14 protein-coding genes and 1 tRNA gene are annotated in these 16,904 nt (G+C 59.9%); 9 read left to right on the plus strand and 6 right to left on the minus strand.

The window, feature by feature from the left end; genetic code table 11:
• Positions 1-2: 2 nt before the first annotated feature.
• The 7 genes from HME9302_RS02770 (at position 3) to HME9302_RS02800 (ending at position 7,213) form a co-directional block, all read left to right on the plus strand.
• Positions 3-287, plus strand: a complete 285-nt coding sequence (locus tag HME9302_RS02770; RefSeq protein WP_115365746.1) for a VirB3 family type IV secretion system protein — start codon at positions 3-5, stop codon at positions 285-287.
• A 24-nt stretch (positions 288-311) separates the two neighbouring features.
• Positions 312-2,801: a VirB4 family type IV secretion/conjugal transfer ATPase gene (locus HME9302_RS02775; RefSeq protein WP_115365747.1), complete on the plus strand. Its 2,490-nt coding sequence runs from the start codon at positions 312-314 to the stop codon at positions 2,799-2,801.
• On the plus strand, positions 2,801-4,054 hold the full coding sequence (locus HME9302_RS02780) for a TrbL/VirB6 family protein (RefSeq protein WP_181815658.1): 1,254 nt from the start codon (positions 2,801-2,803) through the stop codon (positions 4,052-4,054). Before HME9302_RS02775 ends, HME9302_RS02780 begins: the two co-directional genes overlap by 1 nt.
• On the plus strand, positions 4,051-4,899 hold the full coding sequence (locus tag HME9302_RS02785) for a TrbG/VirB9 family P-type conjugative transfer protein (protein WP_115365749.1): 849 nt from the start codon (positions 4,051-4,053) through the stop codon (positions 4,897-4,899). Before HME9302_RS02780 ends, HME9302_RS02785 begins: the two co-directional genes overlap by 4 nt.
• On the plus strand, positions 4,899-6,029 hold the full coding sequence (locus tag HME9302_RS02790) for a TrbI/VirB10 family protein (RefSeq protein WP_115365750.1): 1,131 nt from the start codon (positions 4,899-4,901) through the stop codon (positions 6,027-6,029). Before HME9302_RS02785 ends, HME9302_RS02790 begins: the two co-directional genes overlap by 1 nt.
• Positions 6,030-6,042: 13 nt before the next feature.
• A complete protein-coding gene (virB11, locus tag HME9302_RS02795) occupies positions 6,043-7,095 on the plus strand; it encodes a P-type DNA transfer ATPase VirB11 (protein ID WP_407641306.1) in 1,053 nt (350 codons plus the stop codon).
• A 41-nt stretch (positions 7,096-7,136) separates the two neighbouring features.
• Positions 7,137-7,213: transfer RNA gene (locus HME9302_RS02800), tRNA-Arg, on the plus strand.
• A gap of 195 nt (positions 7,214-7,408) precedes the next feature.
• Here HME9302_RS02800 and HME9302_RS02805 read toward each other — a convergent pair.
• The 5 genes from HME9302_RS02805 to HME9302_RS02825 form a co-directional block, all read right to left on the minus strand.
• Entirely contained in the window at positions 7,409-7,945 is a 537-nt protein-coding gene (locus HME9302_RS02805; RefSeq protein ID WP_115365751.1) for a hypothetical protein, read from the minus strand.
• An 82-nt stretch (positions 7,946-8,027) separates the two neighbouring features.
• The gene (locus HME9302_RS02810) at positions 8,028-8,873 is read right to left on the minus strand and encodes a hypothetical protein (protein ID WP_147270750.1); all 846 of its coding nucleotides are present in this window, start codon (positions 8,871-8,873) and stop codon (positions 8,028-8,030) included.
• Positions 8,870-9,370, minus strand: coding sequence for a hypothetical protein (locus HME9302_RS02815; RefSeq protein ID WP_147270751.1), 501 nt, complete (start codon positions 9,368-9,370; stop codon positions 8,870-8,872). Before HME9302_RS02815 ends, HME9302_RS02810 begins: the two co-directional genes overlap by 4 nt.
• A 300-nt stretch (positions 9,371-9,670) precedes the next feature.
• Positions 9,671-10,582 carry a 3'-5' exonuclease gene (locus tag HME9302_RS02820; RefSeq protein WP_115365754.1) on the minus strand — a complete coding sequence of 304 codons (912 nt, stop codon included), beginning with the start codon at positions 10,580-10,582 and terminating at the stop codon, positions 9,671-9,673.
• Positions 10,579-10,971: a hypothetical protein gene (locus HME9302_RS02825; RefSeq protein ID WP_147270752.1), complete on the minus strand. Its 393-nt coding sequence runs from the start codon at positions 10,969-10,971 to the stop codon at positions 10,579-10,581. The genes HME9302_RS02820 and HME9302_RS02825 overlap by 4 nt, the downstream gene beginning before the upstream one ends.
• A gap of 140 nt (positions 10,972-11,111) precedes the next feature.
• Here HME9302_RS02825 and HME9302_RS02830 point away from each other — a divergent pair, with 140 nt between their 5' ends.
• Entirely contained in the window at positions 11,112-11,414 is a 303-nt protein-coding gene (locus HME9302_RS02830; RefSeq protein WP_115365756.1) for an ArsR/SmtB family transcription factor, read from the plus strand.
• A 115-nt stretch (positions 11,415-11,529) separates the two neighbouring features.
• Here HME9302_RS02830 and HME9302_RS02835 read toward each other — a convergent pair whose 3' ends face one another.
• Positions 11,530-13,071, minus strand: a complete 1,542-nt coding sequence (locus tag HME9302_RS02835; RefSeq protein ID WP_115365757.1) for a hypothetical protein — start codon at positions 13,069-13,071, stop codon at positions 11,530-11,532.
• Positions 13,072-13,174: 103 nt separating this feature from the next.
• On the opposite strand from HME9302_RS02835, the gene HME9302_RS02840 reads away from it, so the two are divergent.
• A complete protein-coding gene (locus HME9302_RS02840; protein ID WP_115365758.1) occupies positions 13,175-16,891 on the plus strand; it encodes a hypothetical protein in 3,717 nt (1,238 codons plus the stop codon).
• Positions 16,892-16,904: the final 13 nt, after the last annotated feature.

Genomic DNA, 16,904 nt, shown 5'->3' on the forward strand with positions numbered 1-16,904 from the left:
TGATGGAAACGCTCGCCCGCCATCCCGTCCACCGCGCGCTCACCCGCCCGCAGATGTTTGCCGGGGTGACGTATAACTACTTCATCATCAACGCTGCGGTGACTACCGAACTGTTCCTTATAACGGGCAGTTTCCTGGCGCTGCTTGGCGCGGTAATCATGCACGTGATCGGCTATTTCGCTTGCCTGCGAGAGCCACGCTTCTTCGACCTGTGGCTGACCAAAGTGTCGAAATGCCCGCGGGTGAAGAACTGGAAGCATTGGGGGTGCAACAGCTATGCCGCTTAGCGTTTCGAACGCAAAGGGTGCGCCATGAACAAATGGCGCGGCGCAGCTGCATGGAGCGGCAAGGAAGCGCGGGTTGGCGAACGCCTTCCTTATGCGCGGCTGCTGGACGGGCAGACGGTGCTGCTGCGCGACGGTTCGGTCATGACCAGCCTGCAGGTGCCTGGCCTGTTGTTCGAAACGGAGGATTCCGAAGCGCTCAACGCCCATGCCGCCACGCGCGAGGTGATGCTGCGCTCCACGTTGGATGCGCGCTTCGTCCTCTACCATCACGTTATCCGCCGCCGCGTTTCGGTGGAACTGGACACGAAGTTCGCAGATCCGCTGGCAGCGCATATCGATGCGCGGTGGAAGGAACGGCTGGCGTCGGGCTCATTGTTCGTGAACGACCAGTTCGTAACGATCATCCGCCGCCCGGCACGCGGCAAGGCGGGCATGGCCGAACGCGCGGCGAAATTGTGGAAGCGGGCCAAGAATACCGGGGGACGCAAGACCTCCAGCACGGAAATGGAACCCGATCCGAAAGACGTGCGGGCGTTGAAAGCGGCTGCCACTGGCTTGGTTGCTTCCCTGCAATCCTATGGCGCTATCCTGCTGGGCGATTATGCGGGAGGTCACGACAAGACCAATTCCGAGATGCTGGAACTGCTCAGCGCGCTTTACAATGGTGAGATGCGGCCTGTGCGCCGCCCATCGGACGACACCGACATCGGTGAGATGTTGCCCTATCGCCGCGCAAGTTTTGGGCTCGATGCGATGGAACTGCGCGGTTCGGGCGAGCCGGATTTTGCCGCCATTCTGGGACTGAAGGACTACCCCGACGCGACATCGCCCGGCCTGCTCGACCAGATGTTGCGCCTGCCATATGAAATGGTCGTCACCGAAAGCTACGCGCCCGCAGAACGCCAGACCGCGCGCGAACGGATGGATCTTGCCATCAGGCGTCTGCGCTCCGCCGACGAGGAAGCCGCCGCCGAACGGGCTGATATGATGGCCGCCCGCGATGCGCTGGGTAACGGCGCGGTGGCATTCGGGGACCACCATCTGACCGTATTGGTGCGCGAACAGACGCTGCCCGCACTGGACGATGCCTGCGCCGCCGTGGCCGCATCGCTGGCCGATACCGGCGCGATCGCCGTGCGTGAGGATACCAATCTGGAGCCGGCCTTCTGGGGCCAGTTTCCCGGCAACGAACATTACATCGTGCGCCGCGCCATGATCTCGTCCGCCAATATGGCCAGCTTCGGCAGTTTCCACGGATTTGCGCTGGGGCAGGCGGAAAACAACCACTGGGGGGAAGCGGTCACGCTGTTGCAAACCACCAGCGGCACACCGTTCTTTTTCAATTTCCACCATGGCGATCTGGGCAATTTCAGCGTCATCGGCCCGTCCGGTTCGGGCAAGACAGTCGTGATGAATTTCCTCGCCGCGCAGGCGCAGAAATACACCCCGCGCACCATCCTGTTCGACAAGGATCGGGGGGCGGAACTGTTCGTGCGCGGGATCGGTGGGACGTATGACCGGATCGTTGCGGGCGAGCCATCCGGCTTCAACCCTTTAAGCCTGCCGGACAGCGCTGCAAATCGCGCTTTCCTGCGGGACTGGCTGGCGGTCCTGCTCGACGCGGGCGGTCCGGAAGAGTTTGCCACGATCGGGCAGGCGGTCGATGCGGCTTACGCCAATGACGCCTCGCTTCGTCAATTGCGCCATTTCCGTGAGCTTCTGGCAGGCGCCAGCCGCCCACAACCCGGTGATCTGGCGGATCGGCTATCGGCCTGGATCAGACCTGCCGGTGGCAGCGAAGGGCGGGGCGGCGAACATGGCTGGCTGTTCGATAACGATGTGGACCGGCTGGACCTGAGCGTATCCACGCTGGGCTTCGACATGACTGCATTGCTTGAAAACCCGCGCCTCCGCACGCCTGTCATGATGTATCTGTTCCATCGGATCGAGGAACGGCTGGACGGGCAACCGACGATGATTCTGATCGACGAAGGGTGGAAGGCGCTGGACGACGAGGTGTTCGCGACCCGCATTCGCGACTGGTTGAAAACCCTGCGGAAGCGCAACGCGTTGGTGGGCTTCGCCACGCAAAGCGCGCGCGATGCTCTGGACAGCCGGATCGCCACCGCTTTGGTCGAACAAACCGCGACAATGGTCTTCATGCCCAACGCCCGCGCCCGGCCGGAAGATTACTGCGACGGCTTCGGCCTGACGCAGCACGAACTATCCCTGATTCGGACTTTGCCCGCGCATTCGCGCTGCTTCCTGGTGCGGCAACCCGATGCGAGCGTGGTGGTCCGGCTCGACCTGTCCGGCGCGCCCGAAGTACTGACCATGCTGTCGGGCCGCGAAAGCACCGTGCGCCAGCTTGACAGGTTACGCGATGCGGTGGGGGACAACCCTGCCGACTGGTTCGGTCCGCTGACCGGTCATGCGTGGCCTGGTCCGGCGCAGGATGACCTGGTCGCGCCCGCCCTCGCGTACGAGACCGCCTTCGATAAGGCAGCCGAGTAATGGTTACGCCCGCCCCGACATCTGGCACCGGCGCATGTAGTCAGGCCATGGACAGCGTAGCCAGTGGGGTTGGCGCGTCGCTGCGGGCGGTGGACTGCATGGCAGGGGAAACCGCAGCCGCCGCTTTCTCGCGCCTTTTCGCCCCCGGCGGATCGCTGGCCCCGGTGCTGACGATCCTGCTGACCCTGTATGTCGCGTTCTTCGCCATATCGCTGCTTACCGGGCGCAGTCGGCTGGGTATTTCTGCGCTGACGCCGCGTATGTTGACGCTGGGGCTGGTGCTGACATTCGTGACCAGTTGGGTGGCTTACCAATCCTTCGTCTGGAACCTGCTGATCGGTGCGCCGGACTATCTGGCGTCGCTGCTGACCGGCTCGGAAGGGTCCGCCACCACGGTGTTTGCGGACAAGATCGACGTGGTGTTCGTGGCCATTCAGCAGGCAAGCGAAAGCACATCCGGCAGTGCAGCCGGACCCAATGGCGCCGAAAGTACCGACGTGTCCGCATTCTCGCCCGCGGGGATGATGTGGCTGGGCGCGATGATGTTGCTGCTCGGCACGGTAGGCGTGCTGGTAACCGCGCGCATCGCATTGGCCGTACTGGTGGCGCTTGGGCCTGTATTCATCGTGCTGGCGTTGTTCGGCGGCACGCGCGGGCTGTTCACCGGCTGGCTCAAGGGTGCGGTGATGATGGCTTTGGTGCCGTTGTTCGCGGTGCTGGGCGGCGGGGCCATGCTGGAACTGGCAGTACCGATCATCGGCGCGCTGACGCAGAATGCAGGCCAGCTCAATCCGCAGGCGGCTATGGCGTTCTTTCTGGTCGGGGCGGTTCACATCGCGTTGATGGTCATGGTGATAAAGGTCGCCGCGACGATGGTTGCAGGTTGGACCGTATTCGGGCTGGTGCCGGACAAGGTGGCAGAACGGCAAACGGAACTGCTGTCGCAGCCCGTTCCTGTCCAGCAGGCAAACACTATTGCAGCCCCGGTTCAGGCTGCCGGAGCAAATGCCGCAGCGCGCCGGATTGATATCGCGGCCATTCCGACCGGCGCGGCTGCGAACGATACGTCGCCGGCCAGCACCTCTGCCGGTGGGAGCGCTACGGGAGGTGGGTCGGGCGGCGTAAAACGGGAAGTCACGATGATGGCAGCCGCTGGCGGACCCGCGCCTGCGCCAACATCGGATTTGCGTACGCGCGGTATCGGCAATCGCTTCCGCGCCGCACCGCCGCGTTCAACGGAGAAGATGAGATGAGCCGCCGTTCCGTACCCTTTCGCTCTGCAACATTCGCGGCCTTGCTCTGCGCGGCGATGCTGTCCGCGCCCGCCGCCGCCGATCCACGGCTGGTGGAACGGATGTACGATCCGTCCGAAGTGGTCCAAATCTTGGGCAAGCCCAAAGTGCAGGCGACAATCCAGTTCGGCGAGGGGGAAAGCATTGAAAATGTCGCCATTGGAGATTCGCAGGCATGGCAGGTGACACCCAACAAACGCGCCAACCTGCTGTTCGTAAAGCCTTTATCCGCTAATGGTTCCACTAACATGACCGTAGTGACCAACAAGCGGACGTATCTTTTCGATCTCGTATCCAGCCCGCGCAATCGGCCCATCTACGTAATGAAATTCCTCTACCCGCCGGAGCCGGAAGAGGCCGAACCGCAATTGGCGGAAGGCAATCTTCCCGGCGCGACTGAAGCGGAACTGACGGCCGCGCGCGATCCCTATGCCGTAGTCGATCCAGCCAATCTCAACTTCGCATGGAAGCGCGAGGGTGATGCGGCACTGCTTCCGGTACAGGCTTTCGACGATGGCGATGCGACCTTCCTGACATGGGCCGGTGGGGCCGCGGTTCCGGCCATTCTCGTCACCGATCAGAAGGGTACCGAAGGCCCGGTGAACTTCACTGTGCGCGGAGATACGATCGTTCTCAACAGCGTGCCGCCCTTTATCATCCTGCGGTCTGGGCAGGACATGGCGAAACTGACGAACACCGGCCCCGTACGGCCTGCACAATCGCCTCGAACAGCTGCGTCGCCTGCACGTACACAATCCGCCGATGGCAGAACCAGCCAGATTGCAACGCCTGAAGGGAGCAGCTGATGCGTCTCGCCAACAAGATACCCGCCACGCCAGCGAATGACGAGGATCCGCGCGATACCGAAAGTGCAGAAGTCATCGATCTGGCCAGCCGCAGCGCGTTCCCGGTCGTCACCCAGCGCAAGGGAAAGGGTGACGGGCTGGGGATGGTCGCCGGAATTGCCATCGTCGCCGGCCTGGGCGCGCTGACCCTTTGGAGCATGAACTCCACCAGGATGGAGGAACCGGCAAGTGTGGGCGGGCAAGTCGCCGCGCCTCCCGTCGCAGCCCAGACCACCCAAACCGACTTGCCTGTGCCGGTGGCCGATGCTCAACCAGTCGCGCAGACATACGCTGCGCCGCAATATGATCCATCGCCGCAACCGGTCCTTTCCCGGGCGCCCGGCGCCTCGGTAATGCCCGTCGGTAACCCCTATGCCACGCCGACCATTGTGTTCGACGCCAGCGGAGCCGCCGGTGTCACGAGTGCAACGCCCGGGCTGGCTTCCCCCGCCGATGGTAGTGCGGCATCGAACGTAGGTTCGTCCGGAGGATCGATCGGTGATTTTGCTTCCCGGATCGGCGGTGTGGGCGGGGCGACCGCGCAAGCAACCGCGATGGCCAACCCCACCACCACGGTCACGCAGGGTACGCTGATTCCGGCCATTCTCGAAACCGCGATCGATACAGATGTGCCTGGCTATGTGCGCGCCATGGTGAGCCAAGATGTGCGTAGTTTCGACGGTACCAAAGTTCTCGTCCCACGCTCCAGCCGTCTGATCGGGCAGTATCAGTCTGGTGTGCAGGGCGGGCAAAAGCGCGCATATGTCATCTGGACCCGGCTGATCCGGCCGGACGGCGCTTCGGTCAACCTGGCGTCGCCCGCCATCGGTTTCGACGGGACGACCGGGCTGCCAGGCAAGGTCGACAACAAATTCTTTAAACGGTTCGGATCCGCCATGTTGCTATCTGTCATCGGCGGACTGTCGGCCATCGGCAGCGGCGGCGCATCGGTAGTGCTGGGCGGGGCGAGCCAGTCTGCAGCTACGGTCGCAGCGCAGCAGGACAGCCAGGTCGGCCCGACCATTCGCGTGAAGCAGGGTGAACCGATCCGGGTATTCACCGCGCGCGACCTCGACTTCAGCGGCGTCTGATTGCGCGGCCGGCATGAACCAGACAATGCATGGAATAGTGCCAGCCGAAGACAATGCCGGCGTAGGGGACGTTCCGGCAGTGGAAGCCGTTCCCGAAGCGGGTCGGAGCGTCTATCTGGATGCCTACCTTGCGCCGTTTGCACAATGGCTGGAACGCGATACCGTCACCGAAATCATGGTCAATCGCCCCGGCGAGATCTGGGTCGAGGATGCCAGCAATCCCGGCATGACCCGGGTGGAGGCTGCGGACATAACCGACCGGCTGGTGCAGCGCCTTGCCGAACAGGTCGCGCGCGTCAGCCATCAGGGCATTAACCGCGAACATCCTTTGCTGGGTGCAACCCTGCCCGGCGCACCAGGGCAAAGCGGCGCCCGTATCCAGTTTTGCGGTCCGCCTGCAACGCGCAAGCACTGGGCAATGGCGATCAGACGGCATCGGCGGCTCGACCTGCCGCTCGACGCGTATGACACCGGACCGTTGGGCAAGGCGCAGCCCGACCCGTTACCCGACGCGCAGCAAGAACCGATCTCGTTCCTGCATGAGGCGATACGGCAGCGCAAAACCATCCTGATTTCCGGCGGTACCAGCACCGGCAAGACGACATTTCTCAACGCAATGCTGGGGGAGATACCAAGTGGCGAGCGGCTGGTGCTGGTGGAGGATACACCCGAACTGAAAATGCCGGGCGCAAACGGCGTCGGTCTGATTGCAGTGAAAGGCGATACCGGCGAGGCGAAGGTTACGCCCAATGAATTGCTGCAGGCGGCGTTGCGCCTGCGGCCGGACCGGATCGTGCTGGGGGAATTGCGCGGCGGCGAAAGCGTCAGCTTCCTGCGTGCAATCAACACCGGCCACCCCGGTAGCTTCTCCACCATTCACGCCAACAGCGTTCATGGAGCTCTGGAACAGTTGGCGTTGATGGTGATGCAGACCGGCATTGGTCTGACCCGCGCAGATACGCTTTCCTACGCCGCCAGCGTTATCGATGTGGTCGTGCAGCTGGGGCGCGACGGGCAGGGCAAGCGCGGCATCACCCAAATTTCGACAACCGACATGCTCGGCTGATTGGCTTGTTACAGGAATTAGGGTTAGGAAGCCGCCGGCGCGCGCCCGTAGCTCATCTGGATAGAGCGCGAGACTTCTAATCTTGAGGCAGCAGGTTCGAGTCCTGCCGGGCGCGCCAATCGTTTGTGCATTTGCATTAGCGGTGCGCTGATCAAGCAAAAGAGTGCGCCGCAGGTTTGATATCGGTCCTGTCGTCTTTGGGACACTGCAATGACCGCAGGCTAAGTCGTTTAGGGACACGATGATTTTCGTTGGCCAATGGTGATGACGGAATTGGCCAAACCGCTTTTGCGCTGCGTAAGTCTAGCTCATTTCAAAACGGCAACGGGCGCGCACGCTCTATAGCGCTCCACGCTTGATAAGCGGCGAAAAGACTATCGCTGGTTTTCTTCCGCGCCCGCGACTGAATGTATCCAAGCCACAACAGATGCGCTCGCTCTGGCGCCAACCTTGCTGCCTGCAACGACCTCGCCTGGGGCGCGATAGGGAGTTTCATCCTCTCGGCGATCTCAGTCAGAGTCGAACCAGACAGGGTCAGCAAGGACATGCCGGACGGCTGCAGATCTTCAAGAAGCCGGATGGAGGACACGAAAAAATCACCGGTCGAAAGCATCTCCTGCCAATCCCAGAAATCGCCATAGATGGCAGGCTGCCCTAGTATGATGTGCCGGTCGGCCGACAGCTGCGCCAGACGCTCGCACAGCGCATCCGATCCTCCCATCCCCGCAGCCGAGAGATGGTAGGTTCTGAATGTCGGTTGGCCTCTATGGATGATGACCTCGAGCGCGCCAAAACAGGTTAGAGATCGCTTTGGCGTCCGGGCGCTCTCTACCAAGACGATCGACAGCATATTCCGCGGAAGGTTACGAAAACCGTGCATTCCGGTATGCACCTTCTGTGGGGGGGCGGTGACCGCGGTCGCCACTGCAAATCTAAGCGGCGCGGTCGACGCTCGGGAAACGATCGGTGAATGCAAGCTTCATGATGTGCTCGGTCAGGGCCCTCGTGCCACGCGCCTCAACCATCTTCGTCCACTCATCCCAGCGGTCGATGCGCTCTAGGAGCCAAAGGTAGAAGGCATCGCGTGCATAGCGATCGCCATCCTCCCACGACATCGACCAGATCGTGCTGCGAAGCGGGATCTCGTCCGTAACCTTGAAGCTGACGAGCTTCACAATCGGACAATCATCGATGCTATCGGCAGCAAATCTATTCTTCATGCGCGAAGCCACGATCTCGCGCTCCGCAATCATGTCAGCAGCCTTTGTTCGGTCGCGGTGCGGGATGAACCCACGGTTCGCGCTGATCCAAGGCAAACCCACGTCGTTCTGGCTCTCTTCTTGTGAGCGCGTAGCAATGAGCATGGCAAGCACCGCCCGACCTTCGGGCGTCAGATCCTGGTTTGCCTTAATGAAACCAGCCGTGATCATAAAAGCGGAGAAAAATTGGTCGAGATGACCATCGCCCAGAAAAATGTCTCGGATGCGCTCCTGCTGGTCGACGAATCTGCTGTCATGCACTGCTAGGTAGGACATCATGAATCCGAGAACGGCATCGACCCAGCGATAGTGAAAATCAGGAAAGCCCAGACGCCCACTCCAAAAGGCTTCTCGGACTGAGCTCCATTGCCTTCCATCTTCATCAACGAGCGGCGGTTCGCCATGCACATTGCCCGAAGAGGTCAACCAGTATCCCCAAGGCAAGTCGGGGTGCCGGCCATTGCCGTATGCTTCCCCGTCCCAGCGAAGGGTCGATTCGAAGTAAGTGCGAACCATCATCGCTCCTCCTTCGTAGGTGGTGGTAATGCGTGAGCGGCAGCCTGCGAGCGGCTGGCGGATTTACGATCCGAAACCTGCTTCAGCCGCTTCGCGAGAGCAACGCAGTGTTCGTAGACGTAAGACTGGTCGCGATAGACATCGGATTTGCGCGGCGTGTGATGCGGATCGCCCGGTATGAGATCGCCGGCGTGATTGGTATCGAACCCGAGCCACCACAGCTCTTCGTGCTCGAATTCGTCCTCGGTGGTCTGGACGTTTTCATAGTCCTGAACCCAGCGCGTCCGGGTTGTATGGCAGACAGTGTAACGCTCCTGGCGAGGTTTGCCCTTGGCTCGAAGTTCGGTCCGATTGACTTCGCATTCTTTGCCGTAGGTAATTCCGCCATGGACTTGGTCTGAAATGCCAAGGGGGACTGCAGCCGCATCGAAACCGTAAAGCGGATGGTCTGGGCCGACGCCGACGTAGCCTGAGAGTGTGCCGTCGGTCTGACGAAGCATGATGCAGCCAAAGCCAGTGTGCTCGTCGACCCAAGCGACCTTGTCTGCTTCCCTATTCCACGGCCCATTTCCCTCGGGCTTACGCTCGGGGCTATGATAAACCTGCAAGGCCGTGATTGTCGTTTTCGCAACCGGGCAACTGACAGGGGCTACATTTTGTAAGCCATCTGGAATGTCACTTTCTTCCGCTAGCTTGATCTGGCGCTTTGTGGGCTTGGAATTTCGCCCTGTGAATTTGACCATAGGTCAATCTCCGCTTGATTGCGTTTCGTGATGATCGTCGAGATCAAGGTGGGTCGGCTAACGGTATCGGCTGAATGCATTGCGTCGAGTGATGCGCGGCCCCATCGAAGTTGAGCCTTTACCGAAGGCGTAGATTTCGGTCGCCAACCACGCTTGTTCGGTCAGAAGCTGACTATCGCTCACTTCACGCCACCACACTCGCTCGGGCGCATTCCAACGGTAGCCTCGAGCTCGCAGCGCATCCTTGGTTTCGAAAGCAGAGCCGACCGCTTCGATAAGGTGGCTGTCAGCCAGTGCATTTTCGTTGAGCTGGTAGAGCAGGGGGCAGCCGTCGGTGTCCTCATGCTGAAGTAGCTGGACTACAGCGTCGACATCGTTGAGAGCCCTATGGCCGTCGAAAAACCAGCCAGCCTGCATGGCCAGGTAACCAAGAGAGCGACCCTCGAAGCCGGCCGCTCGCCAATCAACCTGCTCTAACGAGCAAGCCCAGGGACGGCCCGGCATATCGGGCAGGCGCTTCTCCAGCATCGGTCGGTCGAAGGCTGCGTTGTGGGCGATGATGAGATCCGCTTCGCCGATAATCTGTTGAACGATGTCATCGTCGACAAATTGCGATGCGAGATCCCCATCCGTCAGGCCTGTGAGCGATACGATCTCGGGCGACAGCGGAAAGCCGGGATCCTCGCGCCAAGTCCAGCCGCGTCCAATCTCAACGATGATACCATTATCGTCATAGCGGAAGCGCCGCATGGCCAGTTCGGTGATGACGTCGCTTTGCGCATCGAGACCGGTCGTCTCGACATCAACTACGAGAGCTGTCGTCGTGTGACCATCAAGATCGCCAAGCCGTGTGATACCCGTGCGGATGTCGATTTTCTGCAGGGTTCGAACATCGCCCGCGTCTGAGGGGTGATCTGTCACCGCCGACTGCGGGATTGCTTCGGCATGCTGGCTCGCGGTCGCGGTCATGCCAGCCACTCCTCATTGGACTCTGCTAACGCCAGGCCATGTTCGGCGAAGATCGAGTTGAGCGTGGTCGGGGCGATATCAGCAGGAAGTCCCAATCCGTGCACGAGGATTGCGAGCGAGCACGCGTCCTTACGCCTACAGGCTTCGATGGGCGGCCATCCTGCGAAAAGGTCGGAGGCCGAAAGCATCCAATCCATCGGATCCTGCGCCAAGCCATCACGCTGGAACCGAGCACCGGTTTCGGCAGCCACACAGGCGATACGCACGATATCGACGCGGTCGACCACTATGTAATCACCCCGCTCGTCATCGAGAGGATCGAGCTGCCAAGCATCTGTCAGCTGAGCTGGATCGCGGGGTTCGAAATTTGCATCGATGGTGAAGGTCATGGCCATCGCTCCTTTGCATAAGGAACGGATCACCCGTCCTCATCTGGGAGCGCATATAGCGCATAACTACAATACTACAACCATAATTGTATTATTGAATTAACTTGTCGGTCCGGCAGCGCTTCGCTATTGATAGGAGAATGGAAAAAGTGGAACTGTCGAACCGGCTGAGCGCCCTGGGGCATGAGACGCGATTGAAGATCGTTCAAGCTCTCGCCGAAAGACCCGAAGGCATGTCGTCGACTGACATTGCCGAGCATGTTGGCGTGATGCCCACCAATACTTCATCCCACTTGTCCGTCCTGCGAGCCGCAGGCTTAGTGTCGTCCGAGAAAAAAGGGCGGGTTGTGACTTATCGATTGGAAACCGAGATTCTCAAGTCAGTGCAAGCCAATATCGGAACGCTGACGAAGAACCACTCAAACGTTTCCAAAAATGCGTAACAGTAGCGATCAAAATTTCTGTTCCCGGGAACTCATCATCTGGTCGCAGATGATCCGACGACATTGATTGCCGTTCAAACCGGAACACAGGTTTCCCGGTCCGGCTTCGACGCCTTCACGATGACTGACGTAATCCAAAAAGGAGATTACCCAGTCCAATCTTCCCGATCCCAGTGGCCTCCCGCCGAAAATCATCAACGAGTAGTTCGTTCATCTGCGGGGAGCTCGCCGGATCTATGTAGCTATGCAGAACCGTAGCTTTACCAAGCGACAATTCGCATGCGTCTTCCCCGAGGGTGAGGCGTTCTACAGGAAAGGCGAGCAGGACAGCAAATTTGAAGTCGCCGACCGTGGACACGGCAAATCCAACCGCTTGGTCCACTTGAGAATCAATTTTCGTGCCTTCGTGTAACTCGGCTTGGACCGAGGCATCCGAGGCGGCCAATACAGCTTCCAAGAGATGCAGATCCTCGCTTTCGTTTATGTCAGCCAGCGAGACTAATGGCTGGCTCTCAAGGTCACAGGTTAGGGTTGCGAGAAATCGCACGCGCTGAACCAGCTCCGGTGGGAGCGCAGTGTCCAATCCGCTACCGACGCTTCCTGTGAAGCCGAAAATCCGTTTGTCTTCGACCGTCACCGTAAAGTCGATCGGTCCTTGATCCTGCCAAGAGAGGATACGAATTTTTCCCTCAAGATCGCTCAGCCGAAACCGCTGCGATCCGTCGAAGTTCGAAACAAATGAAGATTGCCCATCGCTGCGATGAACAAGCTCGAACACCGGTGTGCGGATTCGGAATGCCCAAGGGTCTCGCTCGCCTTTACCTGCGGATGCGGAGAAGACTTCGCCGTTCACCGTCAATACCGATCCGTCAGGTCCTCTGGCGCGGACCCGGCATGCTGCTACCGGGCTTGCGTGCATCGACGCGTGCGCAATCGGCCAATCTGGAATTGGTAAAGGAACGTCGACGCCGAAGCGTCTATCCGCCAAGCGGACGCTTTCCAATGGGATGCTCGGCGTCAGGCCGAGTTGATGATTCAACAGGGTCCACACAGAATCTAACGGACCAATTCGAACATCGCCTACAAAGCGATCTGTCTGGTATCCCAAAGTCTCCAAAAGACCGTGCTTGACACTCGCATAGTCCTTTCCGCGATCAGTGAGTGACCGACGAAGTGTGGCAATCAGTTGTTCCGGTTCAATTCGCTCATCCTCGGTCAACGCGATAGTGACTGTCCTGCGAGCGAAGTCATCTTCATCAACACCCCGCACAGAAAGCGTCCGGACCTTTTCCAGAATGAGGGTCATCTCGTCGGCCCACCAATGTCGCAGCCGAACGACAGGTTCGAGACCATCGCGCATAGTGATGTGAACGATGAAGAAAGGATCCAGCGAGCGCGTCATCCGCAAGGCGTTCGAAAGACTAATGCGGGCAACCGCTCTATCCGATTTCGTCGTGGTCTTGGTCTGCACGAAGATGGCTGGAAGATCTCGCCGGAGGTCCGCCGATGCAGCGAGATTGTCGCCCTCGTCGAATTCGACGACGTGGTCCCATCCCTTGTTGTCCTCGATGCTCGGATTGCAGCTGGCACCACCGGGAAAGCTGGCCACAAGTTGCGCGAAGTAGCGCTCGCCAAATTGTCCGATTCTCTGAGGCATCGATGAGCCTATAGAGACAACTCAGGGGCGAGCGAAGTTTGATCATCGTGCACGAGAGACGCGCTCATTTGCTTATTGCCGCCAGCCAAGCCATCTGCGTGGCATGGAATTGGAAGCGATGACGACAGCGGGAGCCGTGCTCGATATTGAAGCACTAACGCGGGCGAACAGCCGGCTGTGTCGACGACTGCGAAAGCTGGATCGAAACTTGACTTGTGGCATGATCGCAGGGCTGATGCTCGATCCGGGCCAACAAGGCGGTATTCTTCGGCTGGAAGTGCTCGCCCACCTTGCGGCCGCACATTGCAATGGTCACGGAGAGCCCACGGCGGGGCGGATCCGAGATTTCCTCAACGATGATCTTGCGCGCGGGGCCGTTTGGCGTCTGGAGGATCCCTCTGAGGACGTTTTCGTCTCCAATGTTACCACCGGTGCCGGTGACTTTCGAATGCTCGAAGGCACATGGGAAGCGAATGCTGCTTACACCCAAAGCTGCCTCTACGCGCTCAACAGTGCAATCGCAGACGGTCACAAATGGGCGCAACACGGGATGCGTCAGGCGAACGCATTGTTGGCGGTTAGCGATGCGATTGCTGAGCGAGCAGGATTGCGGCGCTACCAAGCCAACGAGGGCAAGCCGCGCGACCGTTTTCGGTTCGATACTGCGAAGGCACGGCAGGCAAGCGCCGCAGTCAGCTTCACTGAAGCGGACCTGCGTGCGATCGGCGTGGAACCTTTCGACCTTCTCGCGTTCGACTTCTCGCGCGTCGATCCGCATCTCTTGCAAACCGAAACCGTCAACTGGACGAGCTTCGAGCGGCGGCCCATTACGCGGACCGAGGATGGCATAATCGTCCTTCTTCCCACAGCAATTGGAGCGGCAGTCCGCCGCCGCGCGCTGGAACTCGCGACGAATAACCAAGCGGCGGATGCTTTCGAAGGCTATCTGACCGAACATCAGTTCTTGCGGGAGGTAGGGGGCGCGGCGCGCAGTCTCAACCTAACCCCTTCCGCTCCACCCTGGTCGGATGTGGATAGTCACTGTGTGGTGCAGCTATGCACGTTCGATGCAGGAGCCTTCTGCCAGATCGTATTCGTGCCGGACCGCCCTGATGACGTAATTGCGGAAGGCTTCCGCTCAGTCCGCGACGTTTCAGCGTCGGTTCGAAGGCTGATTACACAAACAGCAGCAGAGTGCAGCGCGCGCGATGACTTCTTGCGCGGCATGACGCTGCTGGTTCTCGGTGGACAGGGCCGCGGTGTGGTCGCCGATCACGGACGGTCGCCAGACGGCTGGCAGATCGTCGGGCTGGGTTACGATGACCTCTCGCTACTGGCATCAGCTGGAGAGATCGATGCATTGCGCATTTTCAGGATTCTCGAACAGGAGGATCAACTCGCACGTCGAGGTGTCCGGCTGTTCAACCCGAATGGCTTCATGAACCTCTACGGCATGGTTGAAGAGCAGGATTTTACTCTTCTGCCCGAGCAGGTCGATCACTCGGCACCATCCATGATCCAGATGGCTACCGATTATCTCAGCAAGCTTCGCGTCCGTATACGGCAGGCGCTCGACAGACATAGCGTCGCCCGTCCTTCGGGACGTTACCGGGCCGAGGTCCAGCGTCCTTCTGCTTTGCCTTTGTTCGAAGCGGTCAGCACCGAGAACGCATTTGTGAGCATCGACGATTTGCGTCATGGCCACCCCGCAGTCGCAATAGAGGGCAGTCGGACAACGTGGTGGCTGACGATAGAGGCTAGCGACCCGGTCGCTGCCGGATCGCTCCCCTTTCGAGTATGGGACATGGCGCAGAACTGGCTCATCCCGCTCGCCCCAGAACTCGAGATTCATCTTGATGAAGAACTGCCGGGACATGTCGAGGTAGTCCTGACATTCGGACGGATTGATGAGCAGGAACTGCTGGCAGAGGAAGGCAAAATCGAGCCGCCCAATGTCGCCCTTGGCGGCGGGACGATCCGGATCGCCTGTGCGGAACCCTATCTTCGTTCTTTCGGCCAACCCGGTAATCAGGGTGACCGATGGATGGTGCGGGCGATCGCCTCGGGTGCGGCCAACCTTGCAAATCGAGACCTGGTTGCGTGCGCTGATGCGATGGAACGCAAGATAGTCAAGGATGACTCCGCGCGCCATCTTCACGTGTTCAACGCTGCGACGACCACGCAGATGGTGATAGCAAGTGCCGTCCATCATCCGCTTCGGAAGGTGCAACCGGAGGTCCGGGCGTGGGCGGAAGTCGGACTGGCCAGCGTCGGTGCCGACGACAAAACGAATGTAGTTCGCGGCGTCGAAGCAACCAAGTTCCTCGCTGGTTTGGTGGACGATTTATGGACCAGGATCAGGACGAGGCTTGAAGACCTGGACAGGGCCGACATTATCGAGATGGCGCTTCGCAATCATCATGCGGTGGACAAGGACAGGAACCGATGGCGAACGACGGCTGCGGCGGTTCTCTCGCTCCACCCCCCTGAAGAGGGTATCCGGGTCGCCATCGACCTTGAAAGCGAGCGAGCCGAAGCCGGACTATGCGCACGGGTCTTGGCTGAAATGGCGTTGTGCACTTCGCCTGCGGAGCACGGGCGCGAGTGTTCGGTCTACGACTTTGATCAGATGATGGCGGAAATCTCCTTGATGAATGCGATCGCCTCCCGAAGTGACGAGATCCACCATGGCTTCGCTTCCGAACTCGCGGTGATGCCGAATGGCACACTCCGCTTCGAAAACGATTTCGCCAAACAAGTGCATACGCCTTACCTTCGGGCATCCTCCCAAGAGCAATTCGAGGCCGCTGCTGGCGATTACGCAGATATCTATCGACGTGCAGAACCATTGGAGCGGGACGAGTATGAGGAAAAAAGGGACGCGGCATTCGATGCTGCGTTCTTGGCGGAATACGGCGTGGATCCTTTGGGTATGGCTGACATTGTGTCGTTCGTCGGGCTGATCGCATTCGAACGGGGCGGAGATATCGTGCGGATGCGCCGGTCCGAATTGGTCCAAATAGCCGAGGACCGGCTTGAAGTTGGCCAGGAAGGAATCGAGGGTCTGTTAGACGCATGGTCGCTGCGACCACGATCCAAGTGGGACGAGAAGAATCCTGAGGGCGCAACAGCCAGGGATTGGTGGCCATGGCGCCATTCGCGGCGCCTCAGCCTTCTGGCGCGGCCGATCATAAATCTCGACGTTAGAGACGATCCCGAACTTGTGCTTTCCCCAATCCTTTTGGACCATGCCCTGACCTACGCTCTGCGCGCGCATTCCGGCGGACTGCCTGTCGATTTCTATCGCAGTGACGAAATGCGGAGCTGGATAGGCACGGTCATTGACGAGAGGGGGCACGCGTTCAACCAGAAGGTCAGAGACAACCTCGAAGCAATGGGACTGCAGGCAATCTCCGAGGTCGATATGACGCGGCTGGGAGGCGTAAAGCAAAACGGTGACGTCGATGTGTTGGCTTGGCGACCCCCCGACGGCCGCGTCTTTGCCATAGAATGCAAACGCCTCCGCGCCGACCGGACGGTCGGCGAAATCGCCGAACGCCTCTCGGAGTATTCACCGTTGTCGGCGGACGGTGCAAAAAGAGGGCCGACGGTCAAGCACACCGACCGCATCGCGGTGTTGAGGGATCACCTCGATGATCTAGCGAAAGTCACAGGCTTGAAGGCCGAGGATATCTCTCTGGTATCCGCGCTTGTCACGTCATCACTTGTCCCGATGCAATTTAATGCTGCCTTGGGGCAGGCATTCGACGTCATCACATCAGTCGCGGATCTCTCGCCCTTCGCGGCTTCCGATCATTGACCGTCAACCGGGT

The organism is Alteripontixanthobacter maritimus, from assembly GCF_003340475.1.
Taxonomy (GTDB): domain Bacteria; phylum Pseudomonadota; class Alphaproteobacteria; order Sphingomonadales; family Sphingomonadaceae; genus Alteripontixanthobacter; species Alteripontixanthobacter maritimus.